Origin of the sequence: Pseudomonas sp. NFPP25, assembly GCF_900116505.1 — a bacterium.
In the GTDB taxonomy this organism is placed as follows: Bacteria; Pseudomonadota; Gammaproteobacteria; order Pseudomonadales; family Pseudomonadaceae; genus Aquipseudomonas; species Aquipseudomonas protegens.
On the sequence record NZ_FPBG01000005.1, the window covers coordinates 466,595 to 486,303 of the forward strand.

At 64.4% G+C, this 19,709-nt stretch carries 18 protein-coding genes and 1 riboswitch; of the genes, 12 read left to right on the top strand and 6 right to left on the bottom strand.

Translation table 11 applies throughout. From position 1 onward, the window contains the following. Positions 1-26 precede the first annotated feature (26 nt). Positions 27-1,460, top strand: coding sequence for a bifunctional D-glycero-beta-D-manno-heptose-7-phosphate kinase/D-glycero-beta-D-manno-heptose 1-phosphate adenylyltransferase HldE (gene hldE, locus BM382_RS22045; protein WP_011058903.1), 1,434 nt, complete (start codon positions 27-29; stop codon positions 1,458-1,460). Positions 1,461-1,512: 52 nt separating this feature from the next. Here hldE and BM382_RS22050 read toward each other — a convergent pair whose 3' ends face one another. The 4 genes from BM382_RS22050 to BM382_RS22065 all read right to left on the bottom strand — a co-directional run bounded on the left by BM382_RS22050 (position 1,513) and on the right by BM382_RS22065 (position 4,953). Beyond that, the gene (locus BM382_RS22050; protein ID WP_019093038.1) at positions 1,513-2,484 is read right to left on the bottom strand and encodes a hypothetical protein; all 972 of its coding nucleotides are present in this window, start codon (positions 2,482-2,484) and stop codon (positions 1,513-1,515) included. Between the two features lie 41 nt (positions 2,485-2,525). Further along, positions 2,526-3,338, bottom strand: coding sequence for an aldo/keto reductase (locus BM382_RS22055; RefSeq protein ID WP_015633920.1), 813 nt, complete (start codon positions 3,336-3,338; stop codon positions 2,526-2,528). Beyond that, positions 3,335-4,510: an NAD(P)/FAD-dependent oxidoreductase gene (locus BM382_RS22060; protein WP_015633921.1), complete on the bottom strand. Its 1,176-nt coding sequence runs from the start codon at positions 4,508-4,510 to the stop codon at positions 3,335-3,337. Before BM382_RS22060 ends, BM382_RS22055 begins: the two co-directional genes overlap by 4 nt. 110 nt (positions 4,511-4,620) lie before the next feature. Then, entirely contained in the window at positions 4,621-4,953 is a 333-nt protein-coding gene (locus BM382_RS22065; protein WP_011058907.1) for a DMT family transporter, read from the bottom strand. A 110-nt stretch (positions 4,954-5,063) separates the two neighbouring features. Between BM382_RS22065 and BM382_RS22070 the strand changes: the two genes are divergently transcribed. Then, positions 5,064-5,948, top strand: a complete 885-nt coding sequence (locus BM382_RS22070) for a LysR family transcriptional regulator (RefSeq protein WP_015633922.1) — start codon at positions 5,064-5,066, stop codon at positions 5,946-5,948. Positions 5,949-5,970: 22 nt separating this feature from the next. Further along, on the top strand, positions 5,971-7,251 hold the full coding sequence (waaA, locus tag BM382_RS22075; protein ID WP_011058909.1) for a lipid IV(A) 3-deoxy-D-manno-octulosonic acid transferase: 1,281 nt from the start codon (positions 5,971-5,973) through the stop codon (positions 7,249-7,251). 110 nt (positions 7,252-7,361) lie between these two features. On the opposite strand, the gene BM382_RS22080 is transcribed toward waaA, so the two are convergent. Then, the gene (locus BM382_RS22080) at positions 7,362-8,792 is read right to left on the bottom strand and encodes a TolC family outer membrane protein (protein WP_011058910.1); all 1,431 of its coding nucleotides are present in this window, start codon (positions 8,790-8,792) and stop codon (positions 7,362-7,364) included. Between the two features lie 197 nt (positions 8,793-8,989). Beyond that, a riboswitch (TPP riboswitch) is annotated at positions 8,990-9,094 on the top strand. A gap of 164 nt (positions 9,095-9,258) precedes the next feature. On the opposite strand from BM382_RS22080, the gene thiC reads away from it, so the two are divergent. Then, a complete protein-coding gene (thiC, locus tag BM382_RS22085; protein ID WP_011058911.1) occupies positions 9,259-11,148 on the top strand; it encodes a phosphomethylpyrimidine synthase ThiC in 1,890 nt (629 codons plus the stop codon). Between the two features lie 229 nt (positions 11,149-11,377). After that, a complete protein-coding gene (gene cytX, locus BM382_RS22090) occupies positions 11,378-12,670 on the top strand; it encodes a putative hydroxymethylpyrimidine transporter CytX (protein WP_019093041.1) in 1,293 nt (430 codons plus the stop codon). Here cytX and BM382_RS22095 read toward each other — a convergent pair. Further along, positions 12,639-13,385 (bottom strand): RsiV family protein, encoded by a 747-nt coding sequence (locus BM382_RS22095; protein ID WP_011058913.1) that lies wholly within the window; start codon positions 13,383-13,385, stop codon positions 12,639-12,641. The two genes, cytX and BM382_RS22095, sit on opposite strands and share 32 nt — an antisense overlap. A gap of 224 nt (positions 13,386-13,609) precedes the next feature. Between BM382_RS22095 and BM382_RS22100 the strand changes: the two genes are divergently transcribed. The 7 genes from BM382_RS22100 to BM382_RS22130 all read left to right on the top strand — a co-directional run bounded on the left by BM382_RS22100 (position 13,610) and on the right by BM382_RS22130 (position 19,709). Beyond that, positions 13,610-14,227 carry an NUDIX domain-containing protein gene (locus BM382_RS22100; protein WP_011058914.1) on the top strand — a complete coding sequence of 206 codons (618 nt, stop codon included), beginning with the start codon at positions 13,610-13,612 and terminating at the stop codon, positions 14,225-14,227. Continuing rightward, the gene (locus BM382_RS22105) at positions 14,218-14,670 is read left to right on the top strand and encodes a DUF1249 domain-containing protein (protein WP_011058915.1); all 453 of its coding nucleotides are present in this window, start codon (positions 14,218-14,220) and stop codon (positions 14,668-14,670) included. The genes BM382_RS22100 and BM382_RS22105 overlap by 10 nt, the downstream gene beginning before the upstream one ends. A gap of 99 nt (positions 14,671-14,769) precedes the next feature. Further along, positions 14,770-15,585: a 3',5'-cyclic-AMP phosphodiesterase gene (gene cpdA, locus BM382_RS22110; RefSeq protein ID WP_072443906.1), complete on the top strand. Its 816-nt coding sequence runs from the start codon at positions 14,770-14,772 to the stop codon at positions 15,583-15,585. 67 nt (positions 15,586-15,652) lie between these two features. Further along, entirely contained in the window at positions 15,653-16,261 is a 609-nt protein-coding gene (locus BM382_RS22115; protein WP_015633927.1) for a YqiA/YcfP family alpha/beta fold hydrolase, read from the top strand. A 42-nt stretch (positions 16,262-16,303) separates the two neighbouring features. Continuing rightward, positions 16,304-18,208: a DNA topoisomerase IV subunit B gene (parE, locus tag BM382_RS22120; protein WP_011058918.1), complete on the top strand. Its 1,905-nt coding sequence runs from the start codon at positions 16,304-16,306 to the stop codon at positions 18,206-18,208. Continuing rightward, positions 18,208-19,191, top strand: a complete 984-nt coding sequence (locus BM382_RS22125; protein ID WP_072443908.1) for an esterase-like activity of phytase family protein — start codon at positions 18,208-18,210, stop codon at positions 19,189-19,191. Before parE ends, BM382_RS22125 begins: the two co-directional genes overlap by 1 nt. Then, the gene (locus BM382_RS22130) at positions 19,188-19,709 is read left to right on the top strand and encodes a retropepsin-like aspartic protease family protein (RefSeq protein ID WP_011058920.1); all 522 of its coding nucleotides are present in this window, start codon (positions 19,188-19,190) and stop codon (positions 19,707-19,709) included. The genes BM382_RS22125 and BM382_RS22130 overlap by 4 nt, the downstream gene beginning before the upstream one ends.

Sequence of the window (19,709 nt, forward strand, 5' to 3'; positions counted from 1 at the left end):
TGTTCATTTTGTATGTGGGATGCTCCATGAAGTTGTCCATGCCGCGATTCGATCAAGCCCCCGTCTTGGTGGTCGGCGATGTCATGCTCGACCGTTACTGGCATGGTGGTACCTCACGGATTTCCCCTGAGGCGCCAGTGCCGGTGGTCAAGGTCGAGCAAATCGAGGATCGCCCCGGCGGTGCCGCCAACGTTGCCCTGAACATCGCTGCCCTCGGCGCGCCGGCCTCCCTGGTGGGCGTGACCGGCGACGATGAAGCCGCCGACAGCCTGGCCAACAGCCTGCAAGGCGCGGGCGTGCGTGCGCTGTTCCAGCGCATCAAGCACCAGCCGACCATCGTCAAGCTGCGGGTCATGAGCCGTCACCAGCAGTTGTTGCGTATCGATTTCGAAGAACCCTTCGCCACCGACGCCCTAGCCCTGGCGGCCGAGGTCGATGCCCTGCTCGACGGGATCAAGGTGCTGGTGTTGTCCGACTACGGCAAGGGCGCGCTGCGCAATCACCAGGTGCTGATCGCCGCTGCGCGGGCCCGGGGCATTCCGGTGCTGGCGGACCCCAAGGGCAAGGATTTCTCCATCTACCGCGGCGCCAGCCTGATCACGCCGAACCTCAGCGAGTTCGAGACCATCGTCGGCGGCTGCGCCGACGAGCACGAACTGGTGAGCAAGGGCGCGCAGTTGATGCATGACCTGGAGCTGGGGGCGCTGCTGGTGACCCGTGGCGAACATGGCATGACCCTGTTGCGCCCCGACCACCCGGCCATGCACTTGCCAGCCCGGGCCCGGGAAGTGTTCGACGTTACCGGTGCCGGGGATACGGTGATCTCCACCCTGGCGGCCGCCATTGCCGCCGGCGAAGAGCTGCCCCACGCAGTGGGCCTGGCCAATCTGGCGGCCGGCATCGTGGTTGGCAAGCTGGGTACCGCCGCCATCAGTGCTCCCGAACTGCGCCGGGCGATCCAGCGCGAGGAAGGCTCCGAGCGCGGGGTGCTGAGCCTCGACCAGTTGCTGCTGGCCATCGATGATGCCCGAGCCCACAACGAGAAGATCGTCTTCACCAACGGCTGCTTTGACATCCTGCACGCCGGGCACGTGACCTACCTGGAACAGGCGCGAGCCCAGGGCGACCGGTTGATCGTGGCGATCAACGATGACGCTTCGGTCAGCCGCCTCAAGGGCCCTGGCCGTCCGATCAACAGTGTCGACCGGCGCATGGCGGTGCTGGCGGGGCTGGGGGCGGTGGACTGGGTGATCAGTTTCCCCGAAGGCACCCCGGAAAACCTCCTGTCCCAGGTTCGGCCGGACGTGCTGGTGAAGGGCGGTGACTATTCCATCGACCAGGTTGTAGGTGCCGATATAGTCGGTGCCTATGGCGGCACCGTTAAGGTGCTGGGGCTGGTGGAAAACAGCTCGACCACGGCTATCGTCGAGAAGATCCGCAAGACCGACAAGGCCGAGTAACGGCCTTGCGGTCCGCAAAAAAGGCGCCTGTTGCAGGCGCCTTTTTTTTGCCTCAGCCCTGGCGCCGGGCCTTGCCGGGGACGATCTTGCGCAGGATCTGCCGGGCCCGGCCGGTTAGCCGCGATAGCTTCGACGCCTTTTGCGGTGGCTCCAGGCCCCGCTGCCTGAGCCAGTCCTTCCAGCGAATCCGCTCGTCACTCACCACCCAGCCTTCCTGCTGGGCGAAGCTTTCCGCCAGGTACAGGCCGCGGGTGCTGGCCGGATGCAACTGGTCTTTCTTCAGGGTGTAGAGCTCGGCGCAGGGCTCGCCGTTGTCCAGGGGCATCAGGTACAGGTCCGGGCGCTTGCGGTCCAGCCGTGCCACCAGTTGGTCGCCCTCCAGGCGCTCGTCGACGTGGAACAGGCTCAGGGACTTGGCTTCCCTCGGCACGTCCAGGCGCAGGTCGTAGATCAACTGCAGTGAGGCGGTGGGCAGATGCACATAGGCCCGGGGACGCTCCAGCAACTGCAGGTTGCCACAGCGCACCGGCAGCGCCGCTCCGGACAGCGGGGTCAGGCGAAAGGGCAGGGCCTCGCGATAGTGCAGGGCGCCGGCGTAGGGCGCGGGCAGCCAGGTGTCATTGAAGCGCCCACCGAGCCAGCCTTCGGGGGTTTCCAGCAGGCATTCCTCGGCAATTTCCTGGATCGCGGTATGCAGTGGCAGGTTGAGCTCGTGAGCCGGGACGTAGCCGGAAATCAGCTTGAGCACCACATCGCCGCGATCCTGGCGGCGCTGGCGCACCAGCACCCAGTAGTCGCGGTTCTGCCAGTGCAGGGTCAGGCGCACCGAGACCCCGAGGTTGGCCAGCTCCAGGGCGAAGCGCTGATTGTCGGCCACCGTCACCGCGCGCCGGCGCTGCAGGGTCTGGGCGAAGTTCAGCGGCATTCCGACGCTCTGGTAGCTCAAGCCTTCGGGAGTCGCTTCGACGAACAGGGGCAGGGTCTTGAAGTTGCTGGGGTTCTTTCTAATGAGCGGTCGCGACATCTCGGCTCCTTCTTGCGTCGGGGTCGGCCGCGTCGGCGGCATCAGTTCTTGCCAAGGACCTGCGCCACAGTCGACACGTTATGGGCCAGGTGCAAGGGATTGATGGTCCCGACAATAGCACTGGCGACACCGGGCCGGTCAAACAGCAGCTCGAAGCTGGCCCGCACCGGATCGATGCCCGGGCTCAGGCAGACGTGGCCGCTGGCAAGCGCCTTTTTCACCAGGATGCCCTTGTGGTGAGCGGTAGCGTAGTCAATGACTGCCCGCTCGGCCTGTTCGTTCAGATTGTAGGTAACCATGGCGCAATCGCCTTGCTCCAGGGCCTTCAGGCCGCCGTCTACGGTCTTGCCGGAGAAGCCGAAGCCACGGATCTTGCCCTCCTGCTTGAGCTGCGCCAGGGCCTGGTAGACCTCGCACTGCTCGAGGATCGCCAGGTCGTTGCCGTCGGAATGCACCAGCACCAGGTCGATGAAGTCGGTTTCCAGGCGTTGCAGGCTGCGCTCCACGGACATCCGGGTATGGGCCGCGCTGAAATCGTGCCGCGACAGGCCATCGGCGAACTCTTCGCCGACCTTGCTGACAATCACCCATTCCTGGCGCTGGCCGCGCAGTAGCGGGCCCAGGCGCTCTTCGCTGCGGCCGTAGGCCGGAGCGGTGTCGATCAGGTTGATGCCCAGGTCGCGGGTCAGCTTGAGCAGCATGCGGGCCTCCTGGTCGTCGGGGATCTGGAAGCCGTTGGGGTATTTCACGCCCTGGTCGCGGCCCAGTTTCACCGTGCCCAGACCCAGGGGCGACACCAGCAGGCCGGTGCTGCCCAAGGGGCGATGCAGATCGTGCAGGGTTGGCTGGCTCATGGCAGCAGTTGCTCCCAGGCTGGTTGCGCCAGGGGCGGCTTGGGCAGTTCGGGCAGGGCCTGGGCGGCGGCGGGGCGAATGCCGTCGCGCTCCAGGGCAGCCAGGACCCGGTCGGCGAAGTCCGGTGCCAGGGCCAGCTTGGTCGGCCAGCCCACCAGCAGGCGATCCTGCTCGGCGAGGAAGGCGTTGTCCGGGCGGGCCAGGCCCGACTGTGCCGGCTCGGCGCGGTCGACCCGCAGGGTGGCCCATTGCGCCTGGCTCAGGTCGATCCAGGGCAGCAGTTGCCCCAGTTCCTTCTGGGCTGCGGCAATCTGCGCTGCCGGTTCCCGGGCCACGCCCTCGGCTTCGGCGATATCGCCCCCCAGGTACCAGACCCACTGGCCGTCGGCAGCCGGGTGAGTGGTGACGGTGATCCGTGGTTTTGGCCCGCCGCCCAGGCAGTGGGCGTACAGCGGTTTCAGGCTCGGGCCCTTGACCAGCACCATGTGCAATGGTCGCCGTTGCATGGCGGGCTGGCTCAGGCCGGCCGCTTGCAGCAGCTCGGCATTGCCGGCTCCGGCGCTCAGAACAATGCGTTGCGCGCGGATTTCCCGGCCGTCGACCCGCAGGCCCAGCAGTTGGCCGTTCTCCAGCAGGGGCTCGATCTTCTGCCCGGCCAGCAGGCTGTCTCCCGCCAGGTGCGCGAGGCGCTCGATCAGGCTCGGCACATCCACTACCAGTTCGGCGAGGCGGTAAACCTTGCCCTTGAAACGCTTGTCCTGCAGGGCCGGGGGCAGTTGCTCGCCCTTGACCTGATCGACCCGCCCGCGTACCGCCTTGCTGGCGAAGAAGCTGGTGAGGTTGCCGGCCAGGGTGCCGGGGGACCAGAGGTAGTGGGCCTCGGACAGCAGGCGCACGCCGGACAGGTCCAGCTCGCCATTGCCCGCCAGGGCTTCGCGCCAGCGCCGTGGCATGTCGGCAATGGCCTCGGAGGCGCCAGTGAGGGCGCCGTGCAGGGCGTATTTGGCGCCGCCGTGGATGATCCCCTGGGATTTCACGCTCTGTCCGCCGCCGAGGCTGGCGCTTTCCACCAGCACGGTGGAAAAACCCAGGCGTTGCAGGCGAGCGTTGAGCCAGAGACCGGCGACGCCTGCGCCGACAATCAGCACATCGGTGGAAATAGCGGATGGCATGCAGCGACCTCGGTAAGTAAAACGAAGCCGCAAGTTTCAAGCCTCAGGCCTCAAGCTGCAAGCTTGGCGCTCACTCTGGCCGCTTGAGGCGTGTGGCGTGAGGCTGCTTTCTAGTGCCCGGCGGTTTTCGAGAACAACTGGATCACCACCACGCCGAGGACGATCAGCGCCATGCCCAGCATCGCCGGGATATCCAGCTTCTGGCCGTACAGAAACAGCGCGGCGATGCTCACCATGACGATGCCCATGCCGGCCCATACCGCGTAGGCCACGCCCACCGGCACCGTACGCACCACCAGGGTCAGCATCCAGAAGGCCACCCCGTAGCCGACGATGATCAATGCCAGGGGCAGCGGAGTGCTCAGGCCCTTGACCGCTTTCATTGAAACAGTGGCGATCACTTCCGCGCAGATGGCGATAGCCAGGTAGTAGTAAGCGTTCATGGGAGGGTTCCTCGGGGCTGGGACTGCTTTATGAGGTCGGCATTCTAGAGAAAGTTCAGATGGGGTAAAGTCATTACCTATCTGGATGATAGATAGGTTGTGCCATGAACATGCAATGGAACCTGGAGCAGTTGCGCCTGTTTGTCGGGGTCGCCGAACTGCGTTCGTTTTCTGCCGTGGCCCGCCAGCAGCGCAAGGCGCAATCGGCCATCAGCAGTGCCATCGCCCAGCTGGAGGATGACCTGGGAGTGAGCCTGTTCGAACGCAGCAGTGGCCGCCAGCCAAGGCTGACGGAGGCGGGCAGCGCACTGTTGCAGGAAGCGCGGGAGATCCTGCGCCAGTGCGACCGCCTCAATGGCCGGGCGCTGGCCTTGATGCGCGGCCAGGAAGCGCGGTTGCGCCTGGCCCAGGACGAAGCGATGCCCTATCAGCCGGTGCTCGACAGCCTGGAGGCCCTGGCGGAACACTTTCCCAGCCTGGAGGTGCAACTGGCCAGCGGGGCCCAGGGCGACGTAGCGCGCAAACTGGTGGAGCGCCGGGCCGACCTGGGGTTGCTGTTTCACCATGAGCAGATGCCGGAAACTTTGGAGCGCCGGGCCCTGGGCAGTGTGGAGATGGTCACTGTCTGCGCCGTGGGGCATCCGCTGGCCCATGAAAAAAGGGTCAACCGCCAGTTGCTGGCGCTACACCGGCAGTTGCTCATCGCTCCGCAAGCCAGTGGCTACCCCGGTGGTGAGCAGGTCAGCCCCCAGGTCTGGCGGGCTGACAGCTTCTACGTCCTGGCCGAATGGCTGATGCGCGGGCTGGGCTGGGCCTGGCTGCCACGGCATGTGGTGCAGTACCCGGCCTATCAGAACCAGATGGTGGAGCTGGCCAGCCAATGGACGCCCCCGGCACTGGTGGTGGAGCTGGCCTGGCGCCGTGACGAACCTCTGGGCCCCGCGGCGCACTGGCTGGCAGAACGTTTTGCCGTGCACCTGAAGGCGATCGGCTAAAAAACCGATAAACTCCGCCGCCATGAATAGAACTCTCTATACCGCATTGTTTTACCTGGGGCTGCCGTTGGTAGCGATCCGCCTGTGGCTGCGCTCGCGCAAGGCGCCGGCTTATGCCAAGCGCATTGGCGAGCGTTTCTCTCTCGGCTTGCCGAGCATGCAACCCGGTGGCATCTGGGTGCATGCGGTGTCGGTGGGCGAGAGCATCGCTGCCGCGCCGATGATCCGGGCGCTGCTGGCGCGTTATCCACAGCTGCCGATTACCGTGACCTGCATGACTCCCACCGGCTCCGAGCGCATCCACGCGCTGTTTGCCAACGAGCCGCGGATCCAGCACTGCTACCTGCCCTACGACTTGCCTTGCGCCGCGGCGCGGTTTCTCGATCGGGTGCAGCCCAAGCTGGCAGTGATCATGGAAACCGAACTGTGGCCCAACCATATCGACCAGTGTGCCCGGCGCGGGATTCCGGTAGCCCTGGCCAATGCCCGGTTGTCCGAGCGTTCGGCCAAGGGCTATGGGCGTTTTGCTCGGCTGACCGCACCGATGCTGGCGCAGATGAGCCTGTTCGCGGTGCAGACCGAAGCCGAGGCCCAGCGTTTCCTCCGGCTTGGGGCCCGGCCAGAGACTGTGCAAGTGACCGGATCGATCAAGTTCGACCTGAGCATCGACCCGCAGTTGCTGCAGCGGGCCACTGAGCTGCGCCAGCAATGGCAGGCCATGGAGCGCCCGGTGTGGATCGCCGCGAGTACCCACGAGGGCGAAGACGCGGTGGTGCTCGATGCCCACCGGCAACTGCTGGGCAATTACCCCAATGCCTTGCTGATCCTGGTGCCGCGGCACCCGGAGCGCTTCGACTCGGTGCATGAGCTGTGCCGGCAGCAGGGTTTTGCCACGGTACGCCGTTCTGCAGCCGAGCCGGTGCTTGCCACCACCTCGGTACTGCTGGGGGACACCATGGGCGAATTGCTGTTCCTCTATGCCCTGGCCGACAGCGCCTTTGTCGGCGGCAGCCTGGTGCCCAACGGTGGGCACAACCTGCTGGAGCCGGCAGCCCTGGCCAAGCCGGTGATCAGCGGGCCGCATCTGTTCAATTTCCTGGAAATCGCCGCGATGCTGCGTGAGGCCGGAGCCTTGCAGGAAGTGGACGATGCCGAGGGGCTCGCGGTGGCGGTGCAGCGTCTGTTCGAGCTACCCCAGGATGCGCGCAAGATGGCCGATGCCGGGCTCAAGGTGCTCAAGGCCAACCAGGGCGCCTTGCAACGGCTGCTCGATGGCCTTGGCCGCCTCCTGGGCAGGCACTGATCGTCGCCTTCTGTAGCCGCTGCCGCAGGCTGCGCAGTGGCCATAAAAGGCCGTTACACCGCCATGAAAAAGGCCACCTGCAAAGGTGGCCTTTTTCATGCTTGCGACCTTCAGGGGCGGGCCCTGAGCTGCTCCTGGGCGGCCTTGGCCAGATCTGGCGGCAGGAAGTCGCGATCCGGGTTGTAGTCGGCCTTGAGATAGCGCGACAGGTCCTGCAGGTCCCCCGGGTTGAGGGTGCCGGCCGCCTGTTTCAGGCGCAGGTTGTCGAGGATGTAGTCGTAGCGGCTGTTGTTGTAGTTGCGCACCGAGGTGTACAGCTGGCGCTGGGCGTCGAGCACATCGACGATATTGCGCGTGCCCACCTGGTAGCCGATCTCCGTGGCCTCCACTGCGCTCTGGTTGGAAATGATCGACTGGCGCCGGGCCTGGACCTGCTCGACATCGGTGTTCACCGCGCGGTGCAGGTTGCGGGTGTTTTCCACCACCTGGCGGCGCAGGGACTCACGCTGTTGCTCGGTCTGGCTCAGGCGCGAGTAGGATTCGCGCACCTGGGAGCTGGTCAGGCCGCCGCTGTAGATCGGAATGTTCAGTTGCAGGCCGATGGAGCGCTGTTCGACGTCGCTGCCGTAGCGCGTCAGCGGGTTGGGGTTGCTGAAGCCCAAAGCGTCGTTGTCGCCTTTCTTGTACTGCGCCACTGCGTCCAGGGTCGGGGCATGCCCGGCCTTGCGCTGCTTGAGGGTTTCCTCGGCGGCGCTGACTGCGTAGTTGCTGGCCAGCAGGTTGAGGTTCTGCTTGGCGGCGGTGTCCACCCAGGCCTTGGCGTCGTTGGGGGTCGGCGCCAGCACTGGCAGGGTATGGACGATGCCCTGGATCGAGTTGTACTCGCGGTTGGTCAGGGTGATCAGGGCCTCGAAGGCATCATCCACCTGGCGCTGGGCAAGGATCCGGTTGGCCCGGGCGGTATCGTAGCTGGCCTGGGATTGCAGGACGTCGGTCTTGTCCGACAGGCCCACGTCGAAGCGTTCGTTGGATTGGTCCAGCTGACGCTTGAAGGCCGCTTCCTCGGCCTTGGTCGAGGCCAGGTTGTCCTGGGCGCGCAACACCGCGAAGTAGTTCTCCGCGCTCTGCAGGATCAGGTTCTGCTCGGTGGCCGAGAGTTGCAGGGAAGCCTGTTCGTTGATGTCCTTGGCCGCCTGCAGCTGGAACCAGCGGTCGGCCCGGAACAGTGGCTGGGCCAGGGTCGCCTGGTAGACGTTGCCGCTGCGGGTAGAGGTCATCGACGGTTCGTCGAACTTGGTGCGGGTGTTGTTCATGTCCGCGCCGGCCGAAAGGTTAGGCAGCAACCCGGCACGAGCCTGGGGCACCACTTCCTTCTGGGCACCGTACTGGGCGCGCGCAGCGGCCAGATCGGCGTTGTTGTCCACCGCTTCCTGGTAGACGCTGACCAGATCGGTCTTGGTGGTCAAAGGCGCTTCTGCTGCCCAGGCCATTCCATTGGACGCACAAGACACGGCAACAGCCAGTGAGAGTTTGCGCAGCATTCGGCGATCCCTAGAGTTGATATTACGGCAATAATTCAGGCGCCAAGGCTAAGGCGCGACCCACGGAGCGTCAAGGTTCGACACAGGGCAACGAGTGTAGATGCGCTGGGGGGTGGCAACAATCCTGCAATTACGCCATTCATCATGCTGATCGTACGGGGGGTTGGCGTTCTGCTGTGGCTTTGTCTAGACTGGCCCGGTTCTTGTCGGGGTGCCTTGCTATGAGGCTGAGATCGGATAATCCGGATCCCGTTGAACCTGATCAGGTTAGCGCCTGCGTAGGGAACAAGATTTCTCGTCACCCGGCGAGTCCTCTTGTGCTTCGTCCGGGATGTTGTTCGACAATCGAACACCCCTCGAGTACCAAGCACTGCACTCAACTAGTTGCCTAGCCAGGGTGCGTCCGTCCGTTACAGGTTCGCTCCGACAAAAATCCACTGCCTGGATGCTGTCTGGAGAGCCCGTGATGACTACAAAATTAAAAAACGCTAGCAACCTCAGTGAGTCGGCCCAAGTCGACCAACAATCGGTTCAGCCCTTTACCCGCTCGCAAAAAGTCTATGTCCAGGGTTCGCGCCCGGACATCCGCGTGCCCATGCGCGAAATCACCCTGGACGTGACCCCCACCGACTTCGGCGGCGAGATCAACGCCCCGGTGACCGTGTACGACACCTCCGGCCCCTACACCGATCCGAACGTAGTGATCGATGTGCGCAAGGGCCTGGGCGATGTGCGTTCGGCCTGGATCGAAGACCGTGGCGACACCGAGCGCCTGGCCGGCCTGAGCTCCAACTTCGGCCAGCAGCGCCTGGCCGACCCGGAGCTGACCAAGCTGCGCTTCGCCCACGTCAACAACCCGCGCCGGGCCAAGGCCGGGGCCAACGTCAGCCAGATGCACTACGCGCGCAAAGGCATCATCACCGCCGAGATGGAATACGTCGCCATCCGCGAAAACATGAAGCTGCAAGAGGCCCGTGCCGCCGGCCTGCTGAAGCAGCAACACGCCGGCCACAGCTTCGGCGCCAGCATTCCGAAAGAAATCACCCCAGAGTTCGTCCGCGAGGAAATCGCCCGTGGCCGCGCCATCATCCCGGCCAACATCAACCACGTCGAACTGGAACCGATGATCATCGGCCGCAACTTCCTGGTGAAGATCAACGGCAACATCGGCAACAGTGCCCTGGGTTCCTCGATCGAGGAAGAAGTGGCGAAACTGACCTGGGGCATCCGCTGGGGTTCGGACACGGTGATGGACCTGTCCACCGGCAAGCACATCCATGAAACCCGCGAGTGGATCATCCGCAACTCGCCGGTGCCGATCGGTACCGTACCGATCTACCAGGCCCTGGAAAAGGTCAACGGCGTGGCCGAGGACCTGACCTGGGAGCTGTTCCGCGACACCCTGATCGAGCAGGCCGAGCAGGGCGTGGACTACTTCACCATCCACGCAGGCGTCTTGCTGCGTTACGTGCCGCTGACCGCCAAGCGGGTCACCGGCATCGTGTCCCGGGGTGGCTCGATCATGGCCAAGTGGTGCCTGGCGCACCACAAGGAGAACTTCCTCTACACCCACTTCGACGAAATCTGCGAAATCATGAAGGCCTACGACGTCAGCTTCTCCCTGGGAGATGGCCTGCGCCCGGGGTCGATTGCCGACGCCAACGACGAAGCCCAGTTCGGCGAACTGGAAACCCTCGGCGAGCTGACCAAGATCGCCTGGAAGCATGACGTGCAGTGCATGATCGAAGGCCCGGGCCACGTGCCGATGCAGTTGATCAAGGAGAACATGGACAAGCAGCTGGAGTGCTGCGACGAGGCGCCGTTCTACACCCTCGGCCCGCTGACTACCGACATTGCCCCCGGCTACGACCACATCACCTCCGGTATCGGTGCGGCGATGATCGGCTGGTTCGGCTGCGCCATGCTCTGCTACGTCACGCCCAAGGAACACCTGGGCCTGCCGAACAAGGATGACGTGAAGACCGGGATCATCACCTACAAGATCGCCGCGCATGCTGCGGATCTGGCGAAAGGTCACCCGGGCGCGCAGATCCGCGACAACGCCTTGTCCAAGGCGCGTTTCGAGTTCCGCTGGGAAGACCAGTTCAACCTCGGCCTGGACCCGGACACCGCCCGTTCGTACCACGACGAGACCCTGCCCAAGGATTCGGCCAAGGTCGCGCATTTCTGCTCCATGTGCGGGCCGAAGTTCTGCTCGATGAAGATCACCCAGGAAGTGCGTGAGTACGCAGCCAACCAGCGTATCGAAGCGGTGGATGTGGATGTCGCCAAGGGCCTGGCGGAACAGGCCGAGCGCTTCAAGCAGGAAGGCAGCCAGCTGTACAAGAAAGTCTGACCCCTCTCTGCAGGAGCGGGCTTGCCCGCGAACCAGGCGCCGCGCTCTCGACAAGGTGGCGCTTTCGCTGGCAAGCCGGCTCCTGCAGAGGCTGGGCGTTCGAGATAGCCCCCGTGAACATTCCTGTAGGAGCGGGCTTGCCCGCGAATCAGGCGCCGCGCTCTCGACAAGGTGGCGCTTTCGCCGGCAATCCGGCTCCTGCAGACCCTATTCCTTCGAGATATCAACCTTGAGCAGTCCAATCAGTACCTACTCTCCCGATCTCGCGGTACCGGCCGACAAGCGCGTGTTTGGCGCCCGCGATCTGTTTTCCCTGTGGTTCTCCCTCGGTATCGGCCTGATGGTGCTGCAGACCGGCGCCTTGCTGGCGCCAGGCCTGGGGCTGGCCCATTCGCTGCTGGCGATCCTGCTCGGCACCGCGGTCGGCGTTCTGCTGCTGGCGGCGGTGGGGGTGATCGGCAGCGACACCGGCCTGTCGTCCATGGCTGCGCTCAAGCTCAGCCTGGGCCGGCGCGGTGCCAGCCTGCCGGCGCTGTTGAACCTGTTGCAACTGGTGGGCTGGGGCTCGTTTGAAATCATCGTCATGCGCGATGCCGCGAGCCTCCTGGGCAGCCGGGCCTTCAGCGAAGGCAGCCTGCTGGCCAACCCGTTGCTCTGGACCCTGTTTTTCGGTGCCCTGGCCACCTTGCTGGCGGTCAGCGGGCCCTTGACCTTCGTCCGGCAGATCCTGCGCAAATGGGGAATCTGGTTGTTGTTGGCCGCCTGCCTGTGGCTGACCTGGAACCTCTTCGCCCGAGCCGACCTGGCGGCGCTCTGGGCCCAGGCCGGGGACGGCTCGATGCCGTTCGCCGTGGGTTTCGATATCGCCATTGCCATGCCCTTGTCCTGGTTGCCGCTGATCGCCGACTACTCGCGGTTCGGCAAGCGCGCCAAGAGCGTGTTCGGTGGCACGGCCTTGGGCTTTTTCATCGGCAATTTCTGGTTGATGAGCCTGGGCGTCGCCTACACCCTGGCCTTCGCTCCCAGTGGTGAAGTGAATGCCTTGCTGCTGGCGCTGGCCGGGGCCGGGCTGGGGATTCCGTTGCTGCTGATTCTGCTGGACGAATCGGAGAATGCCTTTGCCGATATCCATTCGGCGGCGGTTTCCAGCGGCATCCTGCTGCGCCTCAAGGTCGAGCACCTGGCGCTGGCCATAGGCGTGCTCTGCACCCTGATCGCCTGCCTGGCGCCGTTGGCCCAGTACCAGAACTTCCTGTTGCTGATCGGCTCGGTATTCGCGCCGCTGTTTGGCGTGGTGCTGGTGGATCACTTCATCCTGCGTCGGCGCTCGGGGCAGAACCCTGCGTCAGCCTTGCGCTGGCCGGCGCTGCTGGCCTGGCTGGGTGGGGTGAGCACCTATCACCTGCTGGCCAATCTGTACCCGGATATCGGCGCAACCCTGCCGTCACTGGTACTGGCAGGGCTGCTGCAATGGCTGTTGGGCCGGGCTTTCAGTTACCGCCAGGAAACAGCTCGGGCTTGAGCACGCCCTTGAGGCGGTCGTAAGGGATCTGCAGTTCGATGTGGCCCAGGACCGAGGGCGCGATGGTGGTGACGTCGTACTTGAGGGTCACGGCGTTACGGGTCAGCGCTACGTTCTGGGTCTTCTGGAAGGGCCAGGTCTTCACGAACTCGGCCTCGCGATCCAGGTGAGTGCTGATCAGCCAGTTGTTGTGGGCGACCCGCGCGGCCTTCCAGAACATCTCTTCCTGGCCGGGCAGGAGCATGTCCGCCAGGTTCAGGGCCTTGTGCTGCTGGCGTGAATAGTTGACGAAGCCACGGCCCGGGGTGCCGTTGGCGGCGCCGGTGTCCAGGTAACTGGCCAGTTCGATGATCACCAGGCCGTCATGCTGCTCGCGTAGCTTGGATTGCAGGTACATGCCGTGGCGGTCCGGCGCGCTGCGCAGGAACTGCTCGCGATAGGCCGCAAGGCTGGCCGGCAGCGCAGCATCGGGGCTGGTGCGGGTCATTTGCAGCAGGCGCTTTTCAATGATGGCATCCAGCTGCGGTTCGGCGGGGAAGTGCACGGTGTCGAGGTTGACCAGTGGGCAGTCGGCGCCGCTGCAGCCGGGCTTGAGTTGTTCGGACTTGTCCCGGGTGGGTTCCAGCGGGGTCATGTAGCTGGGTTGAAACAGGCTTTGGCAGGCACCCAGGGTCAGGGCGATACAGGCCACGGAGGCGATTTTGACAAGCGACATGGGCGTCCTTCATAAACCAGGGGGAGGCAAAAGTTACCGGCTTCGACTGCCTGCGAGGCAGTCGGTTCGCCACTAAGCTCAATAGAGGCAATTAGAGTAGGTTTAGCCCCTCGCCGTCTATCCCGCTGAGGGTAAAGGGGCTGCATGATCAGCTGCGAGCGCGTTAGGATGGCGCGAAGTCGAGGGGGATCCTCGGATTGAACATGCTGTACACGAGGATTGTTATGACTGACTTTGCCAACTCCACGCCGAGTGCCGTCGAGATCATCCGGCGCGAAAACTGTTTCCAGGGTTTCTACCGGCTCGATCGCCTGCAACTGCGTCATGAGCTGTTCGCCGGTGGCATGGGGCGTGAAATCAATCGTGAAGTCTTTGTCCGTCACGATGCGGTCTGCGTACTGCCGTACGACCCGCAGCGCGATGAGGTGGTGCTGATCGAACAGTTCCGCGTCGGTGCCATGGGCAAGACGGCTTCGCCCTGGCTGGTGGAGCTGGTGGCCGGGCTGATCGACAAGGACGAGCAGCCGGAACAGGTTGCCCGCCGCGAGGCGCAGGAGGAAGCTGGCCTGGACATCTCGGCGCTGTGGCCGATGACCCAGTACTTCCCGTCGCCCGGTGGCAGCACCGAATTCGTCCATCTGTACCTGGGGCGTTGCGACAGCAGCGCCGCCGGTGGGCTGCATGGGCTGGAGGAAGAGGCGGAAGACATTCGGGTGTGCGTGATGGCCTACGAGGATGCCTTGCAGGCCATGCGCGACGGGCGGATTTGCAATGCCGCCAGCATCATTGCCTTGCAGTGGCTGGCGCTCAATCGCGCGGAAGTGAGGGGGTTATGGTCGTAAACAAGGTACGCGACCGCTATCGGGTGGATCTCGCGGGGCTGCAAGCTTCCTGCGAGGCCAACTACGCCCGGCTGATGCGACTGCTGCCCGACATGCGCAACCAGCCCGTGGCGCGGCGCATCGCCGTGACCCAGGGCGACCAGATGCTCGGCGTACTGGCCCTGGAGGTGGTACTGGCCTGCCCGTATACCACCACCTTGCAGGTGCGCCAGGAGCACAGCCTGCCCTGGCTGCCTGTGCCGCAGCTGGAAGTGCAGGTCTATCACGACGCGCGCATGGCGGAAGTCATCAGTGCCGAACATGCCCGGCGTTTTCGCAGCATCTATCCCTATCCCAATGCCTTCATGCACCAGCCTGATGAAAAGGCCCAGCTGAACGTGTTCCTCGGCGAGTGGCTGAGCCACTGCCTGGCCTGCGGTCACGAGTTCGAAGCCGTGCGCTAGATGTGAACTGGGTCCGCTTCCCAGGTTTCCTCTTTTTCACTTCCCCCAGCATAATTGCCCCCTTCTTCACGCTTTGTGATCTTGCTCCGGGAGAACGCCGTGCCAAGCGTATCCGCACTGACTGCCGCCGACCCCGTGTTGCTGGTGCAGCTGTCCGATAGCCATCTGTTTGCCGAGACGGACGGCACGCTCTTGGGCATGAACACCGCCGACAGCCTGCAACGGGTCATCGACCTGGTGTTGGCGCAGCAGCCACGGATCGACCTGATGCTGGCCACCGGCGACCTGTCCCAGGACGGCACGCTGGAGTCCTATCAGCGCTTTCGTCAGCTGACCCGACAGATTGCCGCCCCAGGCCGCTGGCTGCCGGGCAACCACGACGAACCGCAGGTCATGGAGCAGGCCGCCAGCGGCAGTGACTTGCTGGACCCGGTGGTGGACATCGGCAACTGGCGCATCACCCTGCTGGACTCGGCGGTGCCGGGTTCGGTACCGGGTTATCTGCAGGATGAGCAGTTGCAACTGCTGGCCCGCTCCCTGAGCGAAGCACCAGAGCGGCACCACCTGGTCTGCCTGCATCACCATCCGGTGTCCATCGATTGCGCCTGGATGGAGCCCATCGGCCTGCGCAATGCCCAGGCGCTGTTTGCCGTGATCGACGCTTTCCCCCAGGTGCGCGCCGTGCTCTGGGGGCATGTTCACCAGGAGATCGATCGCCTGCGGGGCGACGTGCGGCTATTGGCCTCACCTTCCACCTGCATCCAGTTCGAGCCCTTGAGCGACGACTTCAAGGTCGAGGAGCAGGTGCCGGGCTACCGTTGGTTGCGGCTGCTGCCCGATGGACGGCTGGAAACCGGCGTGCAGCGGGTCGAAGGCTATGAATTCACCATCGACTACGGTAGCGAAGGCTACTGAAGCGGCTGCGTAACCTGGCCCCATCCCTGTAAACTGCGGCTTTTGCCCAGGTGCACAGGGAGCTCGCATGTCCGGTTCGATCCTCTATATCCACGGCTTCAACAGTGCTCCGGCATCGACCAAGGCCTCCCAGTTGCGCCAGGTCATGGAGCAGCTCGGCCTGGCCGGGCAACTGCGGGTGCCGGCCCTGCATCACCATCCGCGCCAGGCCATTGGCCAGCTGGAACAGGCGATTGCCGAACTCGGTCGTCCATTGCTGGTCGGCAGCTCGCTCGGCGGCTACTATGCGACTCACCTTGCCGAGCGCTATGGTCTGAAGGCCCTGCTGATCAACCCTGCTGTCAGCCCGCACCGGATGTTCGACGGTTATCTGGGCACGCAGAAGAACCTGTACACCGACGAGACCTGGGAGCTGACCCACGACCATGTCGCGGCCCTGGCGGCGCTGGAAGTGGCGCCACCCCAGGACCCTGAGCGTTATCAGGTGTGGTTGCAGACCGGGGACGAGACGCTGGACTATCGCAGCGCCGAGCGCTACTACCGCGCCTGCGCCTTGCGCATACAGGCCGGCGGCGATCATAGTTTCCAAGGTTTTGCCGGACAATTGCCGGCGATGTTGAATTTTGCCGGCATCACTGCCGATCAGTACCAGGCGATCGACTTCACTGCACTGTGAGCCTTCGCCCCATATTCATTGAACGACTAACGACGAGAACCCATGGCCACTCCCAGCGCTAGCTCTTATAACGCAGACGCCATCGAAGTCCTCTCGGGACTCGACCCGGTGCGCAAACGCCCGGGCATGTACACCGACACCACGCGGCCCAACCATTTGGCCCAGGAAGTCATCGACAACAGCGTCGACGAAGCCCTGGCCGGCCATGCGAAGTCGATACAGGTCATCCTGCACGCCGACCATTCCCTGGAAGTGTCCGACGACGGCCGCGGCATGCCCGTGGACATCCACCCGGAAGAAGGCGTGTCCGGGATCGAGCTGATCCTCACCAAGCTCCACGCCGGCGGCAAGTTCTCCAACAAGAACTACCAGTTCTCCGGCGGTCTGCACGGGGTGGGCATCTCCGTGGTCAACGCCTTGTCGAACCAGGTGCGGGTGCGGGTCAAGCGCGACGGCAACGAATACCAGATGACTTTCGCCGACGGCTACAAGGCCACCGAGCTGGAAGTGGTCGGCACCGTGGGCAAGCGCAACACCGGCACCAGCGTGTACTTCGCTCCGGACCCAAAATACTTCGACTCGCCGAAATTCTCCGTCAGCCGTCTCAAGCACGTGCTCAAGGCCAAGGCCGTACTCTGCCCGGGGCTGCTGGTGAGCTTCGAGGACAAGTCCAGCGGCGAGAAGGTCGAGTGGCACTACGAAGATGGCCTGCGCTCCTACCTGGTGGATGCTGTCAGTGAATTCGAACGCCTGCCGGCCGAGCCGTTCTGCGGCAGCCTGGCAGGGAACAAGGAAGCGGTGGACTGGGCCCTGTTGTGGCTGCCCGAAGGCGGCGACAGCGTCCAGGAAAGCTACGTCAACCTGATCCCCACGGCTCAGGGCGGCACCCATGTCAACGGCCTGCGCCAGGGCCTGCTGGATGCCATGCGCGAGTTCTGCGAGTTCCGCAACCTGCTGCCCCGCGGCCTGAAGCTGGCCCCGGAAGACGTCTGGGAGCGCATTGCCTTTGTCCTGTCGATGAAAATGCAGGATGCGCAGTTCTCCGGCCAGACCAAGGAGCGCCTGTCTTCCCGCGAGGCGGCGGCGTTCGTTTCCGGTGTGGTCAAGGACGCCTTCAGCCTGTGGCTCAACGCCAACCCCGAGCTGGGCATGCAACTGGCGGAGCTGGCCATCAGCAACGCCGGGCGCCGCTTGAAGGCCAGCAAGAAGGTCGAGCGCAAGCGCATTACCCAGGGCCCGGCACTGCCAGGCAAGCTGGCGGACTGCGCCGGCCAGGACCCGATGCGCTCCGAGCTGTTCCTGGTGGAGGGTGACTCCGCCGGCGGTTCGGCCAAGCAGGCGCGGGACAAGGAATTCCAGGCGATCCTGCCGTTGCGCGGCAAGATCCTCAACACCTGGGAAGTGGACGGCAGCGAGGTCCTGGCCAGCCAGGAAGTGCACAACATCGCCGTGGCCATCGGGGTCGATCCGGGCGCCGAGGACATGAGCCAACTGCGCTACGGCAAGATCTGCATCCTCGCCGACGCCGACTCCGACGGCTTGCACATCGCTACCTTGCTGTGTGCCTTGTTCGTCCAGCATTTCCGTCCGCTGGTGGATGCCGGTCACGTCTACGTGGCCATGCCGCCGCTGTACCGCATCGACCTGGGCAAGGAGATCTACTACGCCCTGGATGAAGCCGAGCGCGACGGCATTCTCGACCGCCTGGTGGCCGAGAAGAAGCGCGGCAAGCCACAGGTCACCCGATTCAAGGGGTTGGGTGAAATGAACCCGCCGCAACTGCGCGAGACCACCATGGACCCGAACACCCGGCGCCTGGTGCAGTTGACCCTGGACGACGTCGAGGCCACCGCGGAAATCATGGACATGCTGCTGGCCAAGAAGCGCGCCGGTGATCGCAAGTCCTGGCTGGAGTCCAAGGGCAACCTGGCCGAGGTGCTAGCCTGATGCACAGAGGTTTTGCCCTGGCCCTGGCGCTATTGGCAACCTCGGTGGTGGCCGCGCCGGCGCCCGAACTGAAACTGCTGTCCGAGCATCCTGTGGAAGGCATGCGCGGCGGCAATCTGTCCGGGCTGGCGCTGTGTGGTCAGGAGCTTTGGACCGTCTCCGATCGCGACGACGAGCAGATCTACAGGCTCGATACCCGGAACACTGTCTGGCAGGCCGAGACCGTCGGGATCGAGGTGCCTGCGGTGCCGGATTCCGGCTTGCCCTGGGGCTTGAAGGTGCGGACCTGGGCGGCGTCCTTCGTGCGTGGCGGCGACCTGGATTTCGAGGGCATCACCTGTGATGCCGCCGGCAACAAATATGTGGTCAGCGAAGCCCATGCCGCGGTGCTGCAGGTTCCGGCGCAAGGCGCGGCGGCCTGGTTGAAGATTTCCCCGATCATGGTGCGCGAAGCCCGTGCCAGCGGCATGCTGCTGCACTTCAATGCCCTGTTCGAAGGGCTGGCGGTCAACCCTGCCGGGGATCGGATCTGGCTGGCGGCGGAACGCGAGCGGCGCGGGCTGCTGTTGATCAAGCGTGGCCAGACCACCTGGGACTGCGATGGCGGTTGCGTGCTGCTCAGTGAAGCAGGGGCGCTAATGCAGCCTGAGCAGGTGCCCAACGCCAAGGCCGTATCCCGTGACTTTGCCGACCTGTCGCTGTTTGACGGCAAGCTGTTCACCCTGGAGCGCAACGCCTATCAGATCTGTCGCCGGGACGCGCTGAGCGCCAAGGTCGAGCAGTGCTGGTCGTATGCTGGCGAAGCACTGGTGGAGCATCGGCGTTATCCACAGCCCTACGGGTTGGCGGAAGCCTTGGTGGTGGACGCCAAGGGCGCCTGGATTGGCCTGGACAACAACAACGGTGCTCGCGCCGATGGCGAGGCCCGACCGATCGTCTGGCGTTTTGCAGCTCCCGAAGGCGGCTGGAGTGCCAAGCCGTGAGCCAGCAACCGGGGAAGAGTGCCGGGCGGGTGATGCTGATCATGGCCTGGGCGGCGGCGCTGTTCCTGGCCACGCGGTTCTTTGCCGACTGGGAAGCGCACCAGGAGAACCCCAACACTGTCGTCAGTTCGCAACAACATGAGGGTTACATCGAAGTGCAACTGGCGGGCAATCGTCAGGGGCATTTCGTCGCCAGCGGCCATATCAACGGGCGGCCGGTGCAATTCATGCTCGACACCGGGGCCACCGATGTCTCGGTACCTGCGGATCTCGCTGAACGTCTGGGCCTGGAGCGCGGTGCGCCGGTCACCCTGAGCACGGCCAATGGGCGCAGCGAAGGTTATCGGACCCGTATCGAACTCCTGCAGCTGGGGGATATCGTGCTGCGGGACGTGGCCGCGCTGGTGGCGCCGGGGCTCGACGGCGACCAGGTTCTGCTGGGCATGAGCGCTTTGAAAAAACTTGAATTTACTCAGCGCGGCGGCAGCATGCTGCTGCGCCAGACTACGAACCAATGA